This is a genomic window from Cobetia sp. Dlab-2-AX (genome assembly GCF_024124625.1).
Lineage (GTDB): Bacteria > Pseudomonadota > Gammaproteobacteria > Pseudomonadales > Halomonadaceae > Cobetia.
The window spans coordinates 220,830-241,213 of the sequence record NZ_JAMXRV010000005.1 but is presented as its reverse complement, the minus strand read 5'-3'; the positions used below and the strand labels follow the sequence as shown (position 1 = coordinate 241,213).

Below are 20,384 nucleotides of genomic sequence, written 5' to 3'. Positions count from 1 at the left end.
ACAATGAGGCTGGGCTCATCTGCTGCTGCGCCAGATAGGGCGCAGCCGTCCTGCATCGCAGATCACTCGACCGTAACACTCTTGGCCAGGTTGCGCGGCTGATCGACATCGGTGCCCTTGAGCACGGCGACGTGATAGGACAGCAGCTGCAGCGGCAGGGTGTAGAGAATCGGCGCCAGCACTTCGCTGACATGCGGCATGCGCAGCACACGCACGCCTTCGCTCTCTTCAAGGCTGATGTTCTCGTCAGCGAACACGTAAAGCTCGCCGCCACGCGCACGCACTTCCTGCAGATTCGACTTGAGCTTCTCGAGCAGCTCGTCGTTCGGCGCCACCGCCACTACCGGCATGTCGGCATCGACCAGTGCCAGCGGGCCGTGTTTCAGCTCACCCGCCGGATACGCCTCGGCGTGGATGTAGGAGATTTCCTTGAGCTTGAGCGCGCCTTCCAGTGCGATGGGGAACTGGGTGCCACGCCCGAGGAACAGCGCATTGTGCTTGTCGGCGAAGGCCTCGGAGAGACGTTCGATCTCACTGTCCATGGCCAGTGCCTTGGTGACCAGCGACGGCAGCTGACGCAGCTCACGTACCACCTCGGCTTCACCCGCCTCGTCACCGCCACCCACACGACGCAGCGACAGTGTCAGCAGCATCAGACCGATCAGCTGGGTGGTAAAGGCCTTGGTGGAGGCGACTCCGATTTCCGGGCCGGCCATGGTCATCAGGCTGAGGTCTGATTCCCGCACCAGCGAGCTGCCCGGGACGTTGCAGATCGCCAGGCTACCGAGGAAGCCACCCAGCGACTGGGCATAGCGCAGCGCGGACAGCGTATCGGCGGTCTCGCCGGACTGGGACAGTGTGACGAACAGGGTGCCATCGGCGACCACCACCGGACGGTAGCGGAACTCGGAGGCGACCTCGACCGCCGCCGGAATGCCGGCCAGACGCTCGATCCAGTAACGCGCGACCATGCCGGCGTGGTAGCTGGTCCCACAGGCGACGATCTGCACCTGCTTGACCTGGCGGAAGAGGTTCTCGGCCTCGCTGCCGAAGCTGCGCACCAGTACATGATCACCGTTCAGGCGACCTTCCAGCGTGGCGGCCAGCACGCGCGACTGCTCGTGGATTTCCTTGAGCATGAAGTGACGGTAATCGCCCTTGGAAGCGGCATCCTGCGCGTGCTCGAAGGTCTGCACCGGACGCTCGTTGGCCTCGGTGACCAGGCGCTCGCCCTGCTCGAAGATCTCGATCTGCTCGGCGGTCATGCGCACCAGATCGCCTTCCTTCAGGTAGATAAAGCGATCGGTGACCTGCAGCAGCGCCAGCTGATCGGAGGCCAGGAAGTGCTCGTCGATCCCGACACCGATCACCAGCGGGCTGCCCTGACGCGCGCCGATCAGCACGTCCGGCTGGGCGCGATGCACCACGCCCAGCGCGAAGGCGCCATCGAGCAGCGCCACGGCTTTCTGCACCGCGGTCAGAAGGTCCTGACTCAGGGTGTATTCCCGCGCCAGCAGGTGAGCGACCACCTCGGTGTCCGTCTCGGAGGTGAAGACATAGCCCTGACCTTCCAGCTCGCGCTTGAGGGTCTCGTAGTTCTCGATGATGCCGTTGTGGACCACGGCCAGGCTATCGCCGGACTGGTGCGGGTGGGCATTGGCCTCACTCGGCGCGCCATGGGTGGCCCAGCGGGTGTGTGCGATGCCGACACGCCCCTTGAGCGGCGCTTCCTCGAGACGCTCCTGCAGCGCTGCGACCTTGCCCAGCGCACGCACGCGGTTCAGGCGACCCTCTTCGGAGAGGACGGCCATGCCCGCGCTGTCGTAGCCACGGTATTCGAGGCGGTGCAGGCCCTCGAGCAGGATATTCTGGACGTTACGACTGGCGACGGCGCCGACGATGCCACACATGAGCGATCTCCTTATGCAGTTGCTGGCTCGATGAGCGGGGCGATCAACACCTCGACGCCATGAGCGCAAATCTGGTCACGCGCGGCATCAGGCAGCGCGTCATCGGTTATCAGGGTACTGACGCTGGACCAGGCCAGCTCCAGGTTGGGAATGCGGCGGCCCAGCTTGTGGGATTCCGCCATCACCACCACTTCACGCGACACCTCGGCCATCACGCGCGACAGGCCGATCAGCTCGTTGAAGGTGGTGGTGCCACGCTCGAGATCGAGACCATCCGCGCCGAGAAACACCTGATCAAAGTCATAGCTGCGCAGCACCTGCTCCGCCACCTGCCCCTGGAAGGAATCGGAGTGCGGGTCCCAAGTGCCGCCGGTCATCAGCAGCACCGGCTCGTTTTCCAGCTCGCGGATGGCATTGGCCACGCTCAGCGAGTTGGTCATCACGATCAGGTCATCCCGGCCCTTGAGCTCGGGAATCAACACCACCGTGGTGGTGCCGCTGTCGATGATGATGCGCTGGTGCGCGCGGATACGGCTCGCGGCGAGACGGGCGATGGCCTGCTTGGCGGCGCTGACCGGCTCGTCATGCACCAGCAGCTCACGCGGCATGGCCACGGCACCGCCATAGCGTCTGAGCAGCAGGCCACTCTTCTCGAGGAAGGCCAGGTCCTTGCGGATGGTGACCTCCGAGGTGGCAAGCTCCCGCGCCAGTGCCTCGACACTGACCTCACCGTCACGCGCCAGCTGATCAAGGATCTGGTGACGCCGTTGTGGTGTCAGTCGCTTTGACATCGGGGACTCCCATAAAGTTTCGAATCGAAAGATAAGAGAGATGAATCGAAACATCAAGTGAAAGACGATAGAGGATGAGACGATTCACTCCTGGCAGGTCGTCCAGCACAACCGGCCGAAACGAAAAACGGGGAGACACCTGTCGGTGCCTCCCCGCCGGTGATGCTCATCTCCCCTCAGGGGCAAGCATCGCTACCACTACTGCCGATCACTGCAGCCGATCACTTCTTGGTCGGACGCGGCCATTCCGGCTTGTCGATACGCTTGCCACGCGCCACGCTCAGCGCGCCCTCGGCGACATCGCGGCTCAAGGTAGAACCGGCACCCACGGTGGCGCCGGCACCGATCTTGAGCGGTGCCACCAGCGCCGAGTTGGAGCCGATGAACGCATTGGCGCCGATTTCGGTGCGGAACTTGTTGGCGCCATCGTAGTTGCAGGTGATGGTGCCGGCGCCGACATTGACGGCCTCCCCGAGGGTGGCATCGCCGACATAACTCAGGTGATTGATCTTGGCATCGACACCGACCTGGGCATTCTTGGTCTCGACGAAGTTGCCGATACGTGCGCCACGCGCAAGCTCGGTGCCCGGACGCAGACGCGCGAACGGACCGACATTGTTGTCACCAGCCAGCACGGCGCCGTCGATGACGCTGTGCGGCGCGATGTTGGCGCCGGCACCGATGGTGGCGTTGCGGATCACGCAGTGGGCACCGATGACCACATCATCCGCCAGGGTGACGTCGCCTTCGAAGATGCAGCCGACATCGATGCTGATGTCAGTGCCGATGGTCAGCTTGCCGCGCACGTCGATGCGTGACGGATCGGCCAGGCTGGCGCCTTCGGTCATCAGGCGGTGGGCCTCACGACGCTGGAAGGCACGCTCGAGATCGGCCAGCTGCAGGCGGTTGTTGACGCCCTGCACTTCCTCGACCGCCGCCGGCTGGGCGGTGGCGATGTTGATGCCTTCGCTGGCTGCCATGGCGATGATGTCGGTCAGGTAGTACTCACCCTGGGCATTGTCGGCGGACAGCGCCGGCAGCCAGCGCTTGAGCTGGGCACCGGTGGTGGCGAGGATACCGGTGTTGCCTTCCTGGATGGCCAGCTGCTCCGGCGTGGCATCCTTGTGCTCGACGATGGCGCTGACGCGGCCTTCGGCATCACGCACGATACGGCCATAGCCTGTCGGGTCTTCCAGAATCACCGTCAGCAGGCCCAGGGTCTGCTCACTGACTTCGGCCAGCAGCGCTTCGAGGGTCTCGCGACGAATCAGCGGCACATCGCCATACAGGATCAGTACCTTGCCATCACCGATGGCGTCCAGTGACTGGGCCACGGCGTGGCCAGTGCCCTTCTGCTCTGCCTGCACCGCGAAGCTGGCGCCGGTATCGGCCAGCTGCTGCTGGACGCGCTCACCACCATGACCGATGACGACATTCAGATGCGCACCGTCCAGACCTGCCGCGGTGTCAGCCACATGACGCACCATCGCCTTGCCTGCCAACGGGTGCAGCACCTTCGGCAATTTGGAACGCATGCGGGTGCCCTGACCTGCGGCAAGAATGACGACGTCGGTACGCTCTGCGCTGCTCATCGGTGAACTCCTGTAGAAAGCGGGCCTTCATACCTGAAGCCCTGAAAATAGTGGCGCCATGATAGCAGCTGATCCGTGACCTGCCAGTGACGAGGTTTACCCACGGGACTGTCGCCGAGAACAGACCCGAGAAAGTAGCAGTGCTCACGCAAGAGCTCTCAGCCAACCGGCTCAGCGCTCAAGGTACTGGCGAATGAGCACGCTCAACCTTGAATCGCGCCAGGCTACCCCAGCGGCAAGACTGTCCATTCCCGGGTGATGAGCACAAAAAAAGGCGACCCGAAGGTCGCCTCTTTTCTGTCACTGGCCGTCGTGGCCCAGTGTCTCTCAGCGCGTGTGACGACGCATCTGCTGCACGGTGCGCAGCTTGGCCATCGCCTCGGCCAGTTCGGCCGTGGCGCGTGAGTATTCCAGTTCGGAAGCCTGGTCGTTCATGGCCTTCAAGGCCACTTCCTTGGCTTCCTGGGCTGCCGCCTCATCCAGATCGTCGGCACGTACTGCGGTGTCGGCGAGGACTGAAACGAGGTTCGGCTGCACTTCGAGGAATCCGCCACTGACGTAGTAGATTTCCTCGGCCCCACCCTGACGCTGAACGCGAATCGGGCCGGGTTGCAGCTCGGTCAGCAGCGGAGCGTGACCCGGCATGATGCCGAGGTCACCTTCGCTGCCGGCAGCCACGAGACGCTCGACCAGGCCGGAAAAGATGCCTTTCTCAGCGCTGACGATGTCGCAATGGACGCTCATAGCCATACCTGTTTCCTCATGCCTGAACAGGGAAATTACATGCCCTTGGCTTTCTCGACAGCTTCGTCGATGGTGCCGACCATGTAGAACGCCTGCTCCGGCAGTGCGTCATATTCGCCGTCCAGGATACCCTGGAAGCCGCGGATGGTGTCCTTGAGGGACACGTACTTGCCCGGCGCGCCGGTGAAGATTTCCGCAACGAAGAACGGCTGTGACAGGAAGCGCTGGATCTTGCGCGCACGTGCCACGGTCTGCTTGTCTTCGTCGGACAGCTCGTCCATCCCGAGGATGGCGATGATGTCCTTCAGCTCCTTGTAGCGCTGCAACACACCCTGGACGTTACGGGCAGTGTTGTAGTGCTCTTCGCCGACGACCAGCGGGTCGAGCTGACGAGAGGTGGAGTCGAGCGGGTCGACAGCCGGATAGATACCCAGCTCGGCAATCTGACGGGACAGTACGACAGTCGCGTCAAGGTGCGAGAAGGTGGTCGCCGGCGACGGATCGGTCAAGTCATCCGCGGGGACGTAGACGGCCTGCACGGAAGTGATCGAGCCAGTCTTGGTAGAAGTGATGCGCTCCTGCAGGACGCCCATCTCTTCCGCCAGAGTCGGCTGATAACCCACCGCGGACGGCATACGGCCCAGCAGTGCGGACACTTCGGTCCCCGCCAGGGTGTAACGATAGATGTTGTCGACGAACAGCAGAACGTCACGACCTTCGTCACGGAACTTCTCGGCGATGGTCAGACCGGTCAGTGCCACGCGCAGACGGTTGCCCGGCGGCTCGTTCATCTGGCCATAGACCAGGGCAACCTTGTCGAGAACGTTGGATTCCTTCATTTCGTGGAAGAAATCGTTACCTTCACGAGTACGCTCACCCACGCCCGCAAACACGGAGTAACCGCTGTGCTCGGTGGCGATGTTGCGGATCAGCTCCATCATGTTGACGGTCTTGCCGACACCGGCGCCGCCGAACAGACCGACCTTGCCGCCCTTGGCGAACGGGCAGACCAGGTCGATGACCTTGATGCCGGTTTCCAGAAGCTCGCTGGACGCTGCCTGCTCCGCGAAGCTCGGGGCTGCACGGTGAATCGGCATGTGCTCTTCAGCACCCACGTCGCCAGCTTCGTCGATCGGCTGACCCAGCACGTTCATGATGCGACCCAGAGTCGCCGTGCCGACCGGCACGGAGATCGGAGCACCGGTGCTCTCAACTGCGAGACTGCGCTTGAGGCCTTCGGTCGAACCCATTGCGATAGTACGAACCACACCGTCGCCCAGCTGCTGCTGGACTTCGAGTACGGTCTCGCTATCGGCGACGTTCAGGGCGTCGTAGACCTTGGGCACCGCGTCCCGCGGAAACTCGACGTCAATCACCGCGCCGATGATTTGTACGATACGTCCGCTCATTCCTGGTTCCTCTTAAACCTGCGATTGAAACCTGCTTGCCTGTTGCCACGCTGTCATCAGACGGCGGCGGCACCGGATACGATCTCGGAGATTTCCTGAGTGATCGCTGCCTGGCGGGCCTTGTTGTAGACCAGCTGGAGGTCGTCGATCAGGTCGCCGGCGTTATCGGTCGCACTCTTCATTGCGATCATTCGCGCTGCCTGTTCGCAGGCGATGTTCTCGACCACGGCCTGGTAGACCTGGGCCTCGACATAGCGCTTGAGCAGCTTGTCGAGCAACGAGACGGCATCCGGCTCATACAGGTAGTCCCATGTAGTGGGACCGGTTTCTTCGTCATTCTGATCAGCTTCGAGAGGAAGCAGCTGACGCACGACCGGCTTCTGCGTCATGGTGTTGACGAACTCGTTGAACACCACGTACAGACGGTCGAGGCTGCCCTCGTCGAATGCGTCCAGCATGGCCTTGACGCTACCGATCAGATCCTGGGTACCCGGGGAATCCCCGAGACCGGACTTGGCGGCAAGCAGGTTGCCACCGTAGTTGCGGAAGAAGGTACCGGCCTTGGAGCCGAGGGCACAGAAGTCCACCTCGACACCCTGGTCGCGCCAGCTCTTCGCATGCTTGGTGACAGCCTTGAACAGATTGGCGTTCAGGCCACCACACAGGCCGCGATCACTGGAGACCACGATATAACCGACACGCTTCACATCGTGTTCCATCAGATAGGGATGGCGATATTCCGGGTTGGCCCGGGCGATGTGTCCTACAACCTTGCGGATCTGATGAGCATAAGGCTGGCTGGCCGCCATGCGATCCTGCGCTTTACGCATCTTGGACGCAGCCACCATTTCCATGGCGCTGGTGATCTTTTGCGTATTTTTGATGCTCCCGATCTGGGAGCGAATCTCTTTTGCAGCTGCCATAGCGATCTGCCTTATTCATGCCACCCGAAGGGAAACGACAGGGCCCGGCCTGGCCGGGCCATGCCACTTACCAGCTTTGAGTCGCCTTGAACTTCTCGACGCCAGCCTTGAGACCATTCTTGATCTCGTCATCGTAGCCGCCGGACTGATTGATCTTGTCCAGAAGATCCGCGTGCTCGGAGCGCATGAAGTCCAGCAGCGCCTTCTCGAAGCCCAGCACCTTGGCGACGTCGACGTCATCCAGGTAGCCTTCGTTGGCCGCGAACAGCGAGATCGCCATGTCGGCCACGGACATCGGAGAGTACTGCTTCTGCTTCATCAGCTCGGTGACACGCTGACCATGCTCGAGCTGCTTGCGGGTCGCTTCGTCCAGATCAGAGGCGAACTGGGAGAAAGCTGCCAGCTCACGGTACTGAGCCAGTGCCAGACGCACACCACCACCCAACTTCTTGATGATCTTGGTCTGAGCAGAACCACCGACACGGGAAACAGACAGACCCGCGTTGATGGACGGACGGATGCCGGAGTTGAACAGGCTGGTCTCGAGGAAGATCTGACCGTCGGTGATGGAGATCACGTTGGTCGGGACGAACGCAGACACGTCGCCACCCTGGGTCTCGATGATCGGCAGCGCAGTCAGGGAGCCGGTCTTGCCTTTCACTTCACCGTTGGTGAACTGCTCGACATATTCGGCGTTGACGCGTGCGGAACGCTCAAGCAGACGGGAGTGGAGATAGAAGACGTCACCCGGGTAGGCTTCACGGCCCGGCGGACGCTTGAGCAGCAGGGAGATCTGACGATACGCCCATGCCTGCTTGGTCAGATCGTCATAGACGATCATCGCGTCTTCACCGCGGTCACGGAAGTATTCACCCATGGTGCAACCGGCGTACGGTGCCAGGAACAGCATGGCAGCCGGGTCGGAAGCGCCAGCCGCGACGATGATGGTGTGTTCCATCGCGCCGTGCTCTTCGAGCTTGCGCACGACGTTGGCAATGGTGGACTGCTTCTGGCCGACGGCGACGTAGACGCAGGTAATGCCCTTGCCCTTCTGATTGATGATGGCATCAATCGCGATGGCGGACTTACCAATCTGACGGTCACCGATGATCAGCTCGCGCTGACCACGGCCGATCGGCACCATGGCATCGATGGACTTCAGACCTGTCTGCACCGGCTGGTCGACCGGCTCACGGGCGATGACGCCCGGAGCGACCTTCTCAACCGCGTCAGTCAGCTTGGCGTCGATCGGGCCTTTGCCGTCAATCGGGTTACCCAGCGCGTCGACCACACGGCCGACCATTTCCGGGCCTACCGGCACTTCGAGGATACGACCGGTGCACTGCGCGGTCATGCCCTCTTCGAGCTGGAGGTAGTCACCCAGAACGACAGCACCGACGCTGTCGCGCTCAAGGTTGAGCGCCATACCAAAGACGCCACCCGGGAATTCAATCATCTCACCGAACATGACGTCTGCGAGGCCGTGGATCTGCACGATGCCGTCGGAGACGCTGACGATGGTGCCCTGATTACGGGCTTCGGATGCGACGTCAAGCTTTTCGATACGCTGCTTGATGATGTCGCTGATCTCGGAAGGATTCAGTTGCTGCATGCCATGTCCCTCGGACTCAGGAGTTCAGTGCTTCGGAAAGCCGGGCCAGCTTGCCGCGCACGGAGCCGTCAATGACGGTATCTCCGGCACGGATGATGACGCCGCCGAGCAGCGTACTATCCACCTGAGTGGTAATGGAGATGTCGCGGTTCAGACGCTTGCGCAGGGCAGTGGCGAGCTTTTCTTCCTGCTCACTCTCCAGTGCAAAGGCAGACACCAGGGTCACCTCGACACGCTGTTCCTGCTCGGCCTTCTGGGCCTCGAACAATTCGGCCACGGAGGGCAGGGCCGCAAGGCGGTCCTGCTCACCGAGAGTCCGGATGAAGTTGCGGGCGCTGTCATCCAGCGCCTCACCGCACACGTCCAGGAAGGTGCCGACCTTGTGCTCGGTGGAGAGCTTGGGGTTGTCGAGCACCGCCTTGACGTTTGCGTCGACAGCGACGAGCGCCGCTGTCGACAACATGCCGGACCAGGCCTCTAGCGCCTGCTGGCCGCGTGCAAACTCGAACGCCGCCTTGGCGTACGGGCGAGCCGCGGTGGAGGTAGACGTTTCAGCCATGGAATCAGTCTCCTCAGAGCTCGGCAGCGAGCTTGTCAATCAGCTCGCGGTGCTTGGCTTCGTCGATGGAGGATTCCAGGATGCGCTCGGCGCCGATCACTGCAAGAGCAGCGACCTGACCACGGAGCTCGTCCTTGGCCTGGTTGATCTCCTGGGAGATTTCGGCACGGGCCTGCGCAACGAGACGCTCGCCTTCCGCACGTGCAGTTTCACGTGCTTCCTCGATCATCTGGTTGGAGCGCTTATGGGTCTGCTCAATGATGCGTGCTGCTTCATCCTTGCTTTCCCGCAGAGTCTCGGTGGCTTTTTCCTGCGCCAGTTCGAGGTCACGGGTAGCACGGCTGGCAGCATCCAGACCATCTGCAATCTTCTTCTGACGTTCTGCCAGAGCCTGTGTGACCGGCGGCCAGACATACTTCATGCAGAAATAAACGAAGACCGCAAAGGCGATGGCCTGACCAATCAGGGTTAAGTTCAGATTCACGCCAGCACCTCTCGCTTCACGATTGTTGGGTCAAAAACACGGTAGGCCGGAGGCCAGCCGATGTTTAACCGACAAACGGGTTGGCGAAGGTGAAGAACAGCGCGATACCAACACCGATCATGGTCACGGCATCCAGCAGACCAGCGACGATGAACATCTTGACCTGCAGCTGCGGGATCATTTCCGGCTGACGCGCTGCGCCTTCCAGGAACTTGCCACCCAGGATACCGAAACCGATGGCGGTGCCCAGGGCGCCCAGGCCGATCAGCAGGGAGACGGCGATAGCGGTCATGCCAAGAACTTGTGCTTCCATTGTGGAACTCCAGTTTTAGTCAAGTTTACGTCAAGGGTTGAGGGTGTGAGCAGAGCTCGGAAATCTTGCCCCACACCACGGATGGCGTGGGGCGAATTGCATCAGTGGTCTTCGCTGGCCATGCTCAGGTAGACGATGGTCAGCATCATGAAGATGAATGCCTGCAGGGTGATGACCAGGATATGGAAGACCGCCCACGGGAAGTGCAGGGGCAGCTGCCAGATACCGACCAGCGAGATCAGGATGAAGATCAGCTCGCCTGCATACATGTTACCGAACAGACGCAGCGCCAGAGAGATCGGCTTGGCGACCAGCGTCACGAACTCAAGCAGGAAGTTGACCGGAATCAGCGCGATCTGTGCCAGCTTGTTCGGGGTGTTGAACGGGTGCAGCGTCAGTTCGGCCAGGAAGCCCTTGAGGCCCTTGACGCGAATGGAATAGAAGATGATCAGCGCGAACACGGACAGTGACATGCCCAGCGTGGCATTGATGTCAGTGGACGGCACCACCTTGAAGAACACGTGAGCCGGATCGGCGCCGAACATCTCACCGACCTTGGCAGCAACGCCAGGCAGCCAGTCGACGGGGATCAAGTCCATCAGGTTCATCAGGAAGATCCAGCAGAAGATCGTCAGTGACAGCGGTGCGATCAGGCGTGAACGGCCGTGGAAGGTCTCACGCACGGACTGATCGACGAACTCGACCATCAATTCGACGAAGTTCTGCAGACCGCCGGGAACGCCAGTGGTGGCGGACTTGGCGACCTTGCGGAACAGGCACAGGAAGATCAGGCCCAGACCGATGGACCAGCCCATGGTGTCCAGGTGGATGGCCCAGAATCCCATGTCGGCCGCTTCCTGAGCGCTGTGCGCCAGTGACCATCCGTGTTCCGGGTGGTTGCCGTACGTCAGATTCTGCAGGTGGTGCTGAATATATTCGGAGGGACTCGGGTTGGTGCCTGCCATGACTCTGCCTCAGGTTCGTGTGTACGGTGTTCGCTTCACCAGCCAGGGGCCCAGCCAGTGAACCGCCATTGCCGCCACGTAAGCGCAAAAAAATAAAGCGGGGTTTGAGGGCGGCACTGCAATGAAGAAGAATGCAAACAATACGGCCGTCAAACCGAACTTACCGGCCTCGGCCTGATAGAAGGCCTTGACCATTGCCTGGGCGTAGCGTGCACCGGTCACACGCAGTGAACGCCAGGCGAAAAACAGATTGGGCAGCAGGCAGACCAGCCCACCACACAGCGCGGAAAGCGCCGCACCACTGCCTTTCATCACTCCCGCCAGCAAGACGGCAATCACGATGACCAGCGCCTGGCCCCAGAGCAATCGAGCCACCTGAGGGCGTTGTAGAGCAGCGGGTGTCGTCTTGTGCATCTTGGACCTGTGTCTCGCAATGATGGCCTTCGCCATTTCTGGCGCTGCGCTGGACACAGCCCGGGAGCAAACTCGCCGGATTATAGGGGAGCGCTTCACCGCCATCAACCAAACGACAAGCTAAATTCCTTGATCTTTCGCAAGCTTACGACCAAAGCCTCACTATCTTGCGGGAAAGCGATGACAGTTTGCTTACGTTGACAGTCGCTTGCGGTGCGAGCGACACAGGGTTGCATGAATCACAACCTGACGTCAGCAACATCCTTCAATATCTTGAACGTCAGATGCATTTCGCGCCCCTGCGACAATGAGTCACAGGGGCGCGAAAGAAGATCGTGATCCGTCATGCGGAAAATTGCCGCCAGGGGAGGTGTGACGCGAGGTCAGCTCCCCCTGCTCACTCACTAGTGGATATGGCCGAGAATGCCGTCCAGCTCATCCAGACTGGTGTAAGAGATGGTGACCTTGCCCTTGCCGCTCTTGCCGTGACGGATGTTGACGGCGGCGCCCAGTTGCTCCGAGAGACGCGTTTCCAGACGCTGGATATCGGCGTCCGGTCGTGCCGGCGCCGGCTTGGGCTGTTCACCCTTCTGCACGCTTTTCACCAGCGCTTCGGTCTGGCGCACGGTCAACTCGCGTTCTACCACTTCATGGGCCAGCTTGCGCTGGCGTGCCGGAGTCAGGCCGATCAGGGCACGCGCGTGCCCCATGTCGAGCTCACCGCGCTCCAGCAGGGTCTGCACTTCCTGTTCCAGCGTCAGCAGCCGCAGCAGGTTGGTGACCTGGGCGCGTGAACGCCCGACGGCGTCGCCCACCTGCTGCTGGGTCAGCTCGAATTCCTCGAGCAGACGCTTGAGCGCCAGGGCTTCCTCGACCGGATTGAGGTTCTCGCGCTGGATGTTCTCGATCAATGCCAGCGCAAGCGCGATCTCATCGCTGATACCTTCGCGGACGACGGCAGGAATGGTATCCAGCTCCGCCAGCTGCGAGGCACGCCAGCGGCGCTCGCCAGCGATGATCTCGTAGCGCCCCTCCCCCACCGGTCGCACCACGATGGGCTGCATCACGCCTTGAGCCCGGATGGAATCCGCCAGCTCCTCGAGCGCTTCCGGCTGAATGTCACGCCGTGGCTGATACTTGCCACGCTGCAGCTGCCCGAGCGGCAGGCGCTCGAGGCGCTCGCTGGGCAATTCCGCCGTGGCAGCGGCCGGATTCGCGGCCAGCGCGGCATCCGGTGACGCATCGATGGCGTCGCCATCGACAGCTTCTATATCGGCTTCGACATGGCGGCGGCGGTTTCCGGCGCCAATCAGGGCATCCAGGCCCCTTCCCAGGGCACGCTTACGCGTCATGGACCTTCCTCGGTGAAGTTACAGCGAGAGACGACGAATCAATTCCTTGGCGAGCACCCGATAGGCCTGGCTGCCACGCGACAGACGCGCATACTTGGTCACCGGCAGGCCGTGGCTCGGCGCTTCTGCCACCCGCACGTTGCGCGGAATGGTCGCCTTGATCAGGGTATCGCCAAAGTAATCGGAAAGTTGCTTGCTGACATCGCGGGTCAGACTGTTGCGAGCGTCGTACATGGTGCGCACGATCCCGAACACGTCGAGGGCCGGATTCACGTTGCCTTGAATCTGCTCGACGGTATCGAGCAGTGCTGACAGACCTTCCAGTGCATAGAACTCGCACTGCAGCGGGATCAGCACGCCATGGGCGGCGGTCAGGGCATTGACGGTCAACATGTTGAGCGAGGGCGGGCAGTCGATCAGTACCACGTCATATTCCGCGGCGATCGGCGCCAGAGCTTCCGTGAGGCGGCGCTCACGCCCCTCGACACCGAGAAGATCGACCTCGGCGGCGGTAAGGTCGCCATTGCCGGGCAACAGGGCGTAGCCGGCATCGGGACAATCGAGAATCACGTCACTGGCACGCAGCTCACCCAGCAGCACATCTAGCACGCTGCCTTCGAGGTCGTGCTTGTCGATGCCGCTGCCCATGGTGGCATGGCCCTGCGGGTCGAGATCGATCAGCAGAACGCGGCGATCGAGTGCCGCCAGCGACGCCGCCAGATTGACGGCAGTGGTGGTCTTGCCGACGCCACCCTTCTGGTTGGTCAGCGCGATGATCTTGGTCACGAGCGACTTCCTTGGTTCCTTGAGAAGCGGGGCCATTGGCACCAGCCACATGCTCACGAGGACAGATCAATGATCTGCCCTCGTGAAAACATCAGGCTGCCTGCCTTTTGCGCCCGGCACAATCCCTGCGCACACCTTGAGGCGCTTTATCAGTCGCGCTTGAGGCGCAGAAGGTGACGCTCCCCTTCCTCGCCCGGCACTTCCAGCACCAATGTCTCGACCAGCGAGACACCCATCGGCAGGCGGGCAATCTCATCACTGGGGATGCGCCCTTTCATGGCCAGCCATTCGCCGCCCTCGGCGAGCACGGCCGCCGACAGATTGACGAAGGCATCGGTATCGGCGAAGGCACGCGAGATGATCTGCTCGAACGGCGCGCCATCATAGGCTTCGATACGGACCTGGGTCGGGCTCAGATTCTTGAGGCCCAGTTCGTGGCCGGCCTGAATCTGGAAGCGCACCTTCTTGCCATTCGAATCCAGCGGCACGACGGCGATGTCGGGACGCATGATCGCGATCACGATGCTGGGCAGGCCCGGGCCGGCGCCGACATCCAGAAGACGTGGCCCATTGATATAAGGCAGCACACTGAGGCTGTCGAGCAGATGGCGAGTCACCATCGCCTCCGGCTCACGTACCGCGGTGAGGTTATAGGCGCGATTCCACTTGTGCAACAGCACCAGCAACGTCATCAGCTGGGCGTGCTGTTCCTCGCTCAGCGCCACTCCCATGGCGCTGGCACCGCGACTGAGCAGCTGAGCGCAACGTTCACGCTGGGTCTCGTTGAGCGTCTGGCTCATTGCGCGACTCCCGTGTCAGTCGTTGCGGCATCTGCGGGTGTCTCCGCCTTGATCAGCTGACGCTTCTTCAAGTGAATCAACAGGATGGAGACGGCTGCCGGCGTGACACCGGAAATGCGACCGGCCTGGGCCAGCGTCGCCGGGCGCGCTTCGTTGAGCTTCTGCTTGATCTCGTTGGAGAGACCATCGACGGAATCATAGTCGAGGCTGGTCGGCAGTTCGGTGTGCTCGTGACGGCGCAGGCGGTCGATCTCCTCCTGCTGACGCTGGATATAGCCTGCGTACTTGGCAGTGATCTGCACCTGTTCGGCGATGCGCCAGTCGTCGACCCCTTCCCCTTTCAGGCCTGCCACATCCGGATACTCGAGCTCCGGACGCTTGAGCAGCTCCATCAGGCTGGCTTCGCGCTTGAGCGGCGAGCTGAGCTTGTCGCTCAACGGGGCCAGCTCCGGGCTCTTCGGCGTCAGCCAGGTGCTCTCGAGACGCGCGGTCTCGCGGGCGATGGCTTCACGCTTGCGATCGAAGGCTTCCCAGCGGGCGTCATCGATCAGGCCCAGCTCGCGCCCCTTGGCGGTCAGACGCAGATCAGCATTGTCCTCACGCAGCAACAGGCGATATTCGGCACGCGAGGTGAACATGCGGTACGGCTCGCGCGTGCCGAGGGTGATCAGGTCATCGACCATCACACCGGTATAGGCCTCGTCACGCAGCGGGTGCCAGGACTCGTCGTCACTGGCGCGCAAGGCGGCATTGACGCCCGCCAGCAGCCCCTGGGCACCGGCTTCTTCATAGCCGGTGGTGCCATTGATCTGACCGGCGAAGTAGAGGTTCTTGATGAAACGGGTCTCCAGGGAGTGATGCAGGTCCTGGGGATTGAAGAAATCGTACTCGATGGCGTAGCCGGGACGCGTGATATGCGCGTTCTCCATGCCACGGATCGAGCGCACCACCTCGAGCTGCGTATCGAAGGGCAGCGAGGTGGAGATGCCGTTGGGATACAGCTCATGGGTATTCAGGCCTTCCGGCTCGATGAAGACCTGGTGGCTGTTCTTGTCGGCGAAGCGATGCACCTTGTCCTCGATGGACGGGCAGTAACGCGGCCCGATGCCATCGATGACGCCGGAGTACATCGGCGAGCGGCCGAGATTGGCGAAGATGATCTCGTGAGTGCGCTCGTTGGTGTGCGTGATGTAGCAGTTGACCTGCTCCGGCTGCATCTCACGGCTGCCCATGTAAGACATCACCGGACGCGGCGTATCACCCGGCTGGGCTTCCATCTTGCTGAAGTCGACGCTCTTGGCATCGATGCGCGGCGGGGTGCCTGTCTTGAGGCGATCGACCCGGAACGGCAGTTCACGCAGACGTGAGGCCAGGCCATTGGCGGGCGGATCACCGGCACGGCCACCGGCATGGTTGTCCAGGCCGATGTGAATCACGCCGCCGAGGAAGGTCCCGGTCGCCAGCACCACCGTGGTGGCGTGGAAGCGGATCCCGGTCTGGGTGACGACGCCCCGCACGGTCTCGCCGTCGACGATCAGGTCTTCCGCACCCTGCTGGAACAGCGTCAGGTTCGGCTGGTTTTCCAGCACGTTGCGGATCGCGGCCTTGTACAGCGCCCGGTCAGCCTGGGCGCGAGTGGCACGCACTGCCGGCCCCTTGCGGGCATTCAGGGTACGGAACTGGATACCCGCCATGTCGGTGGCCAGACCCATGGCGCCGCCCAGCGCATCGATCTCCTTGACCAGATGGCTCTTGCCTATCCCACCGATGGCGGGATTGCAGGACATCTGGCCCAGCGTCTCGATGTTATGGGTCAGCAGCAGGGTCTGACGGCCCATGCGGGCAGCAGCCAGTGCGGCTTCCGTACCGGCATGACCGCCGCCGATGACGATCACGTCAAAGCGGTTCGGGTAATCCACGTTGGCACCTCGGGGTATCACGAAACTTGGATGAAGCGCTGTTCGCTGGTTGGCGAAGCAGGCAAATCGGCCAGGCAGGGCGATGAATCGATGCCTGGATGAATCAAGGACTGCCAGACGGCATGGCGAATGATGTCCGTCGCCGAAGGCATGTGCTCGACCGGTGAGGGAGCTTGCAAGCCAGCAGGATGACGTCCGGGCCGCACAGTATAAACCGCCTGTGGGTAAGCGTCAGGAGTTTTCCACAGCGCCGTGTCCTGGCAGGCCATGAATGAATGCCCGGGTTGTTTCTACTCAGGCATCAATCCACGCCGTGACGATTCACGAGTCTTGCGGATACGACACGTTGATTTTCCGGCGAGGGATGTCCTGACCAGACAGCCGTTCGTTATCCCGAACACTTCGGGTTCGGTGGGTTCACGTCAGGTCGATCGTGATGTCTCGGTCCGTCCTTCGGGTTTCCGGATAACAAGATTATATAAAGAAAAGAAAAAGGGGTTTTATTGATATTGTAACTACTGTTGTGGACAAAATCAGTGGGAAATCGACTTTACCCGTTACAAATCAAAAGCTTACGATGTTGATATAGTTGGGGAGAAAATGCGGAGTACCTGAGGACGTCACCGGTCGCTTCCTGTGGATGAAATGCGCCCTTGTCCACAGCCCCGATTATCCCCTGATTCATACCGAGCTGGTACCCGACTTTTCTGCCCTGCTGTGCACAAGTGGCGTTGTTACCCACAACCCCTAGTGCTGCATGGCCTGACGGCAAGAAGGCCGCGGATAATGCCGGAAAATGTCCACAGAGGCAAATGTCGATTTCCTGCGCTGACCAAAGCTGTAGACAGTCATGGGATAAGTGGTGCGTGAATGCCTACAGCCCTCGCCAATGGTGCCAATGACGCGATGCGTCCCAGCCTGTGGATACTTTTTCGCTTGTTTTGCCCGTATCGGCCGCTGAGATTGCCTGAACGCTGTCCCGGCGGCTCACGGTGCACGTTATCCTCGTGTGGTTTTCCGGCTAGGCCCCTGATTTATCCCTGCTTTTCACACGCTAAAGCGACGCTTGAGTGAGGGCTGCCAGGCGGGGAAAGCGACATTCGTTCGAGCGTCGAGGCTTGTTTGCGTGACCTGGCAAGGGGATGGCCGGGTCCAAAAAAATTCGTTTTTTTCTTCTCGAAATGCCGACAGAAGGCGTGGAGGGAGAAGATTTTTCATCGTTTGGCGATCCGCACGGCTCGCAAGCCTCTCTGAGGACAAAAAAATGCCCCGACCTGACGGTCGGGGCATGCCCGCTGCCATGCGTGCAGCGGTGGGGACATCACGTGCTCAACGCGTGTCCGGACAGTGGCTCAGCGAGACAGTACGCGGGCCAGGAAGCTCTGGGTGCGTGGATGTTGCGGCGTATCGAAGACCTGCTCTGGCGTGCCTTCCTCGACGATGCTGCCCTGATGGATGAACACCACCCGGTCTGCCACTTCACGGGCAAAACTCATTTCATGGGTGACGATCATCATCGTCATGCCTTCGCGGGCCAGCTTGCGCATGACATCGAGCACCTCGCCGATCATTTCCGGGTCCAGTGCCGAGGTGGGCTCATCGAACAGCATCAGGCGCGGTTCCATCGCCAGTGAGCGGGCAATGGCCACGCGTTGCTGCTGGCCACCGGAGAGTTGCCCCGGGTACTTGTCGGCCTGCTCGAGGATATTGACCCGCTCGAGCAGCGTATCGGCTTGCTGCTCGGCAGCCGGGCGTGAGGTACCGCGGACCTTGATGGGGGCCAGACTGACGTTGTCACGCACGCTCATGTGCGGGAAGAGGTTGAACTGCTGGAAGACCATGCCGACTTCGGTGCGTATCGCCTTGAGCGCCCTGTGGCTCTTGCCATGGGGGATCAGCGAGTGCCCATCCACCTCGATGTTGCCGTCCTGAAATTCCTCCAGGCCGTTCACGCAGCGAATCAGTGTCGACTTGCCGGAGCCACTGGCCCCGATGATCACCACCACCTCCCCCTGGGCGACCTCGAGCTCGATGTCCTTGAGGACATGCAGGCTGCCGAAATGCTTGTTGAGCTTGTGCATCTTCACGATGGCAGTCATGGGGCGCTCCGAACCGGCGCTGCATGCCGGAAGGTCGTCAGAGAAATGAGATCAGGCAGAAGGAGAGATGGCGCGGCGATATCCGTCACGTTTGGGGGGCAGAGAGACATCATTGGCCCACCAACCCGCGGCGCTCGAGCATCCGCAAGCCAAATGACAGGCTGAGGGTGATCACCAGATACAGCAGCGCGACCATGAAGTAGGTTTCCAGCGCATTGAAGGTCGTGGCGATATGAATCTGCCCCTGACGCACCAGCTCACCGACGCCGATCACCGAGAACAGCGAGGTGTCCTTGATCGAGACGATGCCCTGGTTGCCCAGCGCGGGAATCATGCGGCGCAGCGCCTGAGGCCAGATGACATAGCGGAAGGTCTGCGGGATGGAAAGGCCGAGTGACAGGCCGGCTTCCCGCTGGCCACGGGCGATGGATTGCACGCCACCGCGCACGATTTCCGAGATATAGGCCGCCGAGTTCAAGGCGATCGCGGCGATGCCGGCGGTCAGGGCATCGATGGGGCCACCGATGATCTGCGGCAGGCCATAGAAGATGAAGAGCACCTGGACGAGCACCGGGGTGCCACGGAAGATCTCGATATAGGCGGTGGCGACCCAGCGCAGGATCCGGCTGGGAGACAGGCTCAGCAGTCCGAACAGGATGCCGAGCACGAAGCCGATGGCGAGGCCACCGAAGGAAATGGCGAGGGTCCAGGGAATGCCCTCGAGCAGGTAGGGCACCGAATTGAGTGCGGCCTGCCAATCAAACTGGAACTGAACGTCCACGGGGGGCTCCTTGGCACGAACCTCTCATGCACCGCTGGGCGCGCCGGAGGTTCGAGACGACCGACATTCCGGCAGGCTGTCGCTGCCGAAATGTCGTGATGATGATCTGTACTACGCTCTGCACTATGTTCTGCGCTACGCGACGTGAGGCGTCTTAGGCGAGTTGGAAGCGGCTTACTGGCTGTCGCCGGGCATGGTGCCGAACCACTTCTGGTAGATCTCGGCATAGCTGCCATCGGACTTCATCTCGGCCAGCGCCTTGTTGGCGGCCTCGGTCCACTCGCTGCCTTCGGTGAAGGCGATGCCGTATTGCTGGCCTTCATAGAGCGGCCCCACCGTCTTGACGCGTCCATTGCCCTTGGTCTTGGCGAAGTAGCCGACGTTGGGGGCATCGTAGAAGACGGCATCGACGCTGCCGGACATCAGGGCCATGTACATGTCGGCGCTGCCCGGATAAGGCGTGATGGTGGAGTCACCGAGGTTGGCGGTGAGATAGTCGTAACTGGTGGATCCGATCTTGGTACCGACCTTCTTGCCTTCCAGGCCCTCGATGTCCTCGATGTCGCCGTTGTTGGCCGAGGTCAGAATCTGCAGGCCGGAGTCATAGTAGGGATCGGTGAAGTCGACGATCTTCTCGCGTGCTTCGGTGATGGTGATGCCGGCGATGGCGACATCGACGCTACCGGTCTGCACGGCCGGGATGATGCCATTGAAGTCCATGGTCTTGAGGTCGATATCGAAGCCGGCGCGCTCGCCGATGGCATTGAGGATGTCGATATCGAAGCCGACCATCTCGCCGCTTTCCTGATCGAGCATCTCGAAGGGCACGAAGCTCGGGTCGGTCGCCGCCTTGAGGGTGACGGCATGGGCAGCGCTGGCCATGAAGGTGGCGGCCGCAAGGCCAGAGAGGGAGGCCAGCAGGTGAGAACTG

The 20,384-nt window shown here is 61.5% G+C and carries 19 protein-coding genes; all 19 read right to left on the bottom strand.

Annotated elements, in window-relative coordinates; all coding sequences use genetic code 11:
• Nucleotides 1-62: 62 nt before the first annotated feature.
• Nucleotides 63-1,910: a glutamine--fructose-6-phosphate transaminase (isomerizing) gene (gene glmS / locus NH396_RS10705; protein WP_176678558.1), complete on the bottom strand. Its 1,848-nt coding sequence runs from the start codon at nucleotides 1,908-1,910 to the stop codon at nucleotides 63-65.
• An 11-nt stretch (nucleotides 1,911-1,921) separates the two neighbouring features.
• Nucleotides 1,922-2,701 carry a DeoR family transcriptional regulator gene (locus NH396_RS10700; RefSeq protein ID WP_253063544.1) on the bottom strand — a complete coding sequence of 260 codons (780 nt, stop codon included), beginning with the start codon at nucleotides 2,699-2,701 and terminating at the stop codon, nucleotides 1,922-1,924.
• A 221-nt stretch (nucleotides 2,702-2,922) separates the two neighbouring features.
• Nucleotides 2,923-4,293, bottom strand: a complete 1,371-nt coding sequence (gene glmU / locus NH396_RS10695; protein WP_253063542.1) for a bifunctional UDP-N-acetylglucosamine diphosphorylase/glucosamine-1-phosphate N-acetyltransferase GlmU — start codon at nucleotides 4,291-4,293, stop codon at nucleotides 2,923-2,925.
• 327 nt (nucleotides 4,294-4,620) lie between these two features.
• The gene (locus NH396_RS10690; protein WP_054556360.1) at nucleotides 4,621-5,043 is read right to left on the bottom strand and encodes a F0F1 ATP synthase subunit epsilon; all 423 of its coding nucleotides are present in this window, start codon (nucleotides 5,041-5,043) and stop codon (nucleotides 4,621-4,623) included.
• A 29-nt stretch (nucleotides 5,044-5,072) separates the two neighbouring features.
• Nucleotides 5,073-6,446 (bottom strand): F0F1 ATP synthase subunit beta, encoded by a 1,374-nt coding sequence (atpD, locus tag NH396_RS10685; protein ID WP_175088900.1) that lies wholly within the window; start codon nucleotides 6,444-6,446, stop codon nucleotides 5,073-5,075.
• A gap of 56 nt (nucleotides 6,447-6,502) precedes the next feature.
• Nucleotides 6,503-7,369, bottom strand: a complete 867-nt coding sequence (gene atpG, locus NH396_RS10680; protein ID WP_253063540.1) for a F0F1 ATP synthase subunit gamma — start codon at nucleotides 7,367-7,369, stop codon at nucleotides 6,503-6,505.
• Nucleotides 7,370-7,436: 67 nt separating this feature from the next.
• Nucleotides 7,437-8,981: a F0F1 ATP synthase subunit alpha gene (gene atpA, locus NH396_RS10675; protein WP_253063538.1), complete on the bottom strand. Its 1,545-nt coding sequence runs from the start codon at nucleotides 8,979-8,981 to the stop codon at nucleotides 7,437-7,439.
• A 16-nt stretch (nucleotides 8,982-8,997) separates the two neighbouring features.
• Nucleotides 8,998-9,540: a F0F1 ATP synthase subunit delta gene (locus NH396_RS10670; protein ID WP_043331710.1), complete on the bottom strand. Its 543-nt coding sequence runs from the start codon at nucleotides 9,538-9,540 to the stop codon at nucleotides 8,998-9,000.
• Between the two features lie 13 nt (nucleotides 9,541-9,553).
• Entirely contained in the window at nucleotides 9,554-10,024 is a 471-nt protein-coding gene (locus NH396_RS10665; protein WP_175088902.1) for a F0F1 ATP synthase subunit B, read from the bottom strand.
• Nucleotides 10,025-10,088: 64 nt separating this feature from the next.
• Nucleotides 10,089-10,337, bottom strand: coding sequence for a F0F1 ATP synthase subunit C (gene atpE / locus NH396_RS10660; RefSeq protein WP_011508579.1), 249 nt, complete (start codon nucleotides 10,335-10,337; stop codon nucleotides 10,089-10,091).
• Between the two features lie 101 nt (nucleotides 10,338-10,438).
• Nucleotides 10,439-11,302: a F0F1 ATP synthase subunit A gene (gene atpB / locus NH396_RS10655; RefSeq protein WP_176678561.1), complete on the bottom strand. Its 864-nt coding sequence runs from the start codon at nucleotides 11,300-11,302 to the stop codon at nucleotides 10,439-10,441.
• Nucleotides 11,303-11,311: 9 nt separating this feature from the next.
• A complete protein-coding gene (locus NH396_RS10650; protein ID WP_253063615.1) occupies nucleotides 11,312-11,677 on the bottom strand; it encodes an ATP synthase subunit I in 366 nt (121 codons plus the stop codon).
• 443 nt (nucleotides 11,678-12,120) lie between these two features.
• Complete coding sequence (locus tag NH396_RS10645; RefSeq protein WP_043331703.1) at nucleotides 12,121-13,068, bottom strand: ParB/RepB/Spo0J family partition protein; 948 nt, start codon at nucleotides 13,066-13,068, stop codon at nucleotides 12,121-12,123.
• Nucleotides 13,069-13,086: 18 nt separating this feature from the next.
• Nucleotides 13,087-13,854 (bottom strand): ParA family protein, encoded by a 768-nt coding sequence (locus NH396_RS10640; protein WP_043331702.1) that lies wholly within the window; start codon nucleotides 13,852-13,854, stop codon nucleotides 13,087-13,089.
• 149 nt (nucleotides 13,855-14,003) lie between these two features.
• Complete coding sequence (gene rsmG / locus NH396_RS10635) at nucleotides 14,004-14,654, bottom strand: 16S rRNA (guanine(527)-N(7))-methyltransferase RsmG (protein WP_253063536.1); 651 nt, start codon at nucleotides 14,652-14,654, stop codon at nucleotides 14,004-14,006.
• The gene (mnmG, locus tag NH396_RS10630; protein ID WP_253063534.1) at nucleotides 14,651-16,573 is read right to left on the bottom strand and encodes a tRNA uridine-5-carboxymethylaminomethyl(34) synthesis enzyme MnmG; all 1,923 of its coding nucleotides are present in this window, start codon (nucleotides 16,571-16,573) and stop codon (nucleotides 14,651-14,653) included. The genes rsmG and mnmG overlap by 4 nt, the downstream gene beginning before the upstream one ends.
• A 1,352-nt stretch (nucleotides 16,574-17,925) precedes the next feature.
• Complete coding sequence (locus NH396_RS10625) at nucleotides 17,926-18,672, bottom strand: amino acid ABC transporter ATP-binding protein (RefSeq protein ID WP_279836538.1); 747 nt, start codon at nucleotides 18,670-18,672, stop codon at nucleotides 17,926-17,928.
• A gap of 109 nt (nucleotides 18,673-18,781) precedes the next feature.
• Nucleotides 18,782-19,453 (bottom strand): amino acid ABC transporter permease, encoded by a 672-nt coding sequence (locus tag NH396_RS10620; RefSeq protein WP_253063532.1) that lies wholly within the window; start codon nucleotides 19,451-19,453, stop codon nucleotides 18,782-18,784.
• Nucleotides 19,454-19,627: 174 nt separating this feature from the next.
• Nucleotides 19,628-20,335: a transporter substrate-binding domain-containing protein gene (locus tag NH396_RS10615; protein ID WP_253063611.1), complete on the bottom strand. Its 708-nt coding sequence runs from the start codon at nucleotides 20,333-20,335 to the stop codon at nucleotides 19,628-19,630.
• Nucleotides 20,336-20,384: the final 49 nt, after the last annotated feature.

What these genes read in the sequence shown, in the direction of transcription:
- glmS (WP_176678558.1), bottom strand. Translation starts at nt 1,910, where the DNA reads ATGTGTGGCATCGTCGGCGCCGTCGCCAGTCGTAACGTCCAGAATATC.
- NH396_RS10700 (WP_253063544.1), bottom strand. Translation starts at nt 2,701, where the DNA reads ATGTCAAAGCGACTGACACCACAACGGCGTCACCAGATCCTTGATCAG.
- glmU (WP_253063542.1), bottom strand. Translation starts at nt 4,293, where the DNA reads ATGAGCAGCGCAGAGCGTACCGACGTCGTCATTCTTGCCGCAGGTCAG.
- NH396_RS10690 (WP_054556360.1), bottom strand. Translation starts at nt 5,043, where the DNA reads ATGGCTATGAGCGTCCATTGCGACATCGTCAGCGCTGAGAAAGGCATC.
- atpD (WP_175088900.1), bottom strand. Translation starts at nt 6,446, where the DNA reads ATGAGCGGACGTATCGTACAAATCATCGGCGCGGTGATTGACGTCGAG.
- atpG (WP_253063540.1), bottom strand. Translation starts at nt 7,369, where the DNA reads ATGGCAGCTGCAAAAGAGATTCGCTCCCAGATCGGGAGCATCAAAAAT.
- atpA (WP_253063538.1), bottom strand. Translation starts at nt 8,981, where the DNA reads ATGCAGCAACTGAATCCTTCCGAGATCAGCGACATCATCAAGCAGCGT.
- NH396_RS10670 (WP_043331710.1), bottom strand. Translation starts at nt 9,540, where the DNA reads ATGGCTGAAACGTCTACCTCCACCGCGGCTCGCCCGTACGCCAAGGCG.
- atpE (WP_011508579.1), bottom strand. Translation starts at nt 10,337, where the DNA reads ATGGAAGCACAAGTTCTTGGCATGACCGCTATCGCCGTCTCCCTGCTG.
- atpB (WP_176678561.1), bottom strand. Translation starts at nt 11,302, where the DNA reads ATGGCAGGCACCAACCCGAGTCCCTCCGAATATATTCAGCACCACCTG.
- NH396_RS10645 (WP_043331703.1), bottom strand. Translation starts at nt 13,068, where the DNA reads ATGACGCGTAAGCGTGCCCTGGGAAGGGGCCTGGATGCCCTGATTGGC.
- rsmG (WP_253063536.1), bottom strand. Translation starts at nt 14,654, where the DNA reads ATGAGCCAGACGCTCAACGAGACCCAGCGTGAACGTTGCGCTCAGCTG.
- NH396_RS10625 (WP_279836538.1), bottom strand. Translation starts at nt 18,672, where the DNA reads ATGACTGCCATCGTGAAGATGCACAAGCTCAACAAGCATTTCGGCAGC.
- NH396_RS10615 (WP_253063611.1), bottom strand. Translation starts at nt 20,335, where the DNA reads ATGGCCAGCGCTGCCCATGCCGTCACCCTCAAGGCGGCGACCGACCCG.